General features: G+C 38.2%; 1 protein-coding gene and 1 pseudogene. Both read right to left on the bottom strand.

The window, feature by feature from the left end; all coding sequences use genetic code 11:
- Nucleotides 1-100 precede the first annotated feature (100 nt).
- Complete coding sequence (locus tag BLP58_RS12195) at nucleotides 101-271, bottom strand: hypothetical protein (protein ID WP_013854348.1); 171 nt, start codon at nucleotides 269-271, stop codon at nucleotides 101-103.
- 294 nt (nucleotides 272-565) lie between these two features.
- Nucleotides 566-2,449, bottom strand: a pseudogene (locus tag BLP58_RS11605) (FAD-dependent oxidoreductase).
- Between the last annotated feature and the right edge of the window lie 114 nt (nucleotides 2,450-2,563).

Here is a 2,563-nt window from a genome sequence, read left to right as displayed (position 1 = left end):
AAATTAATTTAAGGAATCATTCATCCTTACACAAAATATTTTACAATCTCGTTAATTCAGATGTCCAACGAACCTTATTTTGTTCATTCTCCTTAATATTTCAATCATAAGAACTCTTAACTTTATAAGGTTTAACCATATCGCCAGGTTGATTAACTGCAGCTTTTACGATAGCATTTCCATTATTATGATTAACATTATCAATTACAACTAGTGAAACAGCCAATAATGTTGCAGCTATCAATACACTATATTTAGTCGATCTCTTCATCTTATTTTCCTCAAAATCTTTTATTCATCAAAAATAAATAACAAACATTAACAATTTTTATATTAGTTTTGAATTTTCTATTGCACAATCTAATCTGTAGAATTGAAACTAAAAAGTTGCTTTTAAATTTTTTTATAATTTTATTTGCTATTTACACCTAATAAAAAAGAGCATTAAGCTCTATGACTAACTTAATACTCTTTTTTAAATTATATTTGACAATAAGTACATTACCACATCATAGTGCCTGCTGATTCTGGCATATTATCAACCTCTCTTCCTATTATTCTTCAATTAACCTTGTGAAGCCCCTGAAGTAGCGTCTGTTTCTGCAGACATATCTTCATGAGCAGTATTAGCGGCAATGCGGCCGAAAGTAAAGATGTCGGCAAGTGAGTTACCGCCCAAACGGTTACCAGCATGGATACCACCAGCATTTTCACCAGCTTAGTACAAGCCATCAATGATTTTGCCATTCTTATTAAGAACATGTGCCTTAGTATCGATGACCAAGCCACCCATAGTGTGGTGAATTGCAGGCTTACGAGGTGTTGCGTAGAATGGTGCAACTTTACATTTCAGCCCCAAAACATTCTTATGGAATTCTGGATCCTTCCCTGCATCAACGTATGAGTTGTACTTCTTAATGGTATCAACCAAGACCTCTGGATCCATGTCAATTTGCTTAGCCAAGCCTTCCAAGGTGTCATCTCTGAACAAAGTACCAGCCTTAACTTGAGCATCAAGAGATTCTTGAGTAGTGTTGTAGGCAGTTTCCTTAATCTTGTCATCAGCAATTTGATAAATTAAACCGCCATTGGCAATTACGGCCTTAGCTAACACATCCCGTTCCGCAAATTCGTTAACGAAACGCTTGCCTTCCTTGTTGACCATAATGTAGTTTGCTGGAGGAGTAACAACACCAGTAAATAATTCACCAGTCTTTGGATCAGCTACTGGCATTAATTGAATAAAGCCCATGCCGAACAAGTCAGCGCCAGCCTCAAGACCTAAGTTAATTCCGTCACCAGTGATTGACGGTGAGTTAGTTGTAGCGATATCATCGTCAATCTTTTGCCAGTAAGTATTGTACTTTTGTACCATCTTGGTATTGGCACCAAAACTACCAGCAGTTAAGATGACAGCTTTTGCATGAACAGTTAACTTACTGCCATCGGCACGCGTAGCAATCACGCCGCGAACCTTGCCATCTTCGATGATCAATTTTTCAGCGCGAGTTTCAAGATATGGATCAACACCATGATCTCTGACCCAATCGCCTAAAATATGAATGTAAGCATAACCCATTGGTTCAACTGGCTTGTGACCACGACGCCATAAACCACCAACTGGTTCAGTGACATCGCTATTGTCGAACTTAACGCCTAAATCAGCTAACCATTTAACTGAGTTGAGTGCATTAGTTACTAATTCATGAACTAATGCATATTTACCGTGAATTTCATTTCCTTTAAGGTCGGTTCTCTTACCACCCAAGTAAGTTTGAATTTCATGAAGCAAAGTTGAATCAAATAAGTAATCTGCACCTGAGTCGACGTATTCTTTAATTTGCTTTTGTAACTTCTTAAAGTCGTCTTGATATTCCGGATCAATTTGATCAATTGGAGTTGCAACCAATTCCTTCAAAGTATCCTTTTCACCTGGAAGTGCCTTGAAGTTCTTTTGCCAGTCAGGTTCAGCAGCATTCATTGGACCACCAGCACGACTAGTATTACCACCAATTTGTGGGTACTTTTCTAAGATTGCAACTTTTTCACCATGTTGGATTGAGCGAACTGCGGCAGCTAAGCCTGCACCACCAGCACCGACAACTGCTACGTCAACTGTAATTTCTTCATCTTGTGCTTTTGCGGCTGCTGGTTTGTTACGCTTCTTCCATTCATCAGCATCCCCACCAGCTTCAGTAATTGCTTGGGCAATTCCATCTACAACGCCGTGACTAGAAATAGTTGCACCACTAACAGCATCAACATTTAAAGGTTGATTATCAATAATTTGTTTAGGCAAGCGGTTGAAGACTTCATCAGCAACACCCTTAGTTTCGCCGGATGAATCAATTTCAATATTCTTAATCTTATCATCTTCGATAGTAACGGCCATTGGCATTGATTCTGAGCCATGACCTTGTGCACGTACTTGATATTTACCGTTCCTCATTGTAAGAATTCCGCCTTTCTTTTTTCTACCAAAAATCAAGTATTATCAATGATTCTGAGCAATTTATTTTTTGCTTTTATCACTAATGGAGCGAGTTATGCTCAATAATTTCAT

Source organism: Lactobacillus kefiranofaciens, from assembly GCF_900103655.1.
Taxonomy (GTDB): Bacteria; Bacillota; Bacilli; order Lactobacillales; family Lactobacillaceae; genus Lactobacillus; species Lactobacillus kefiranofaciens.
The sequence above is the reverse complement of the archived record's forward strand: the minus strand, read 5'-3'. Positions and strand labels throughout refer to the sequence as shown.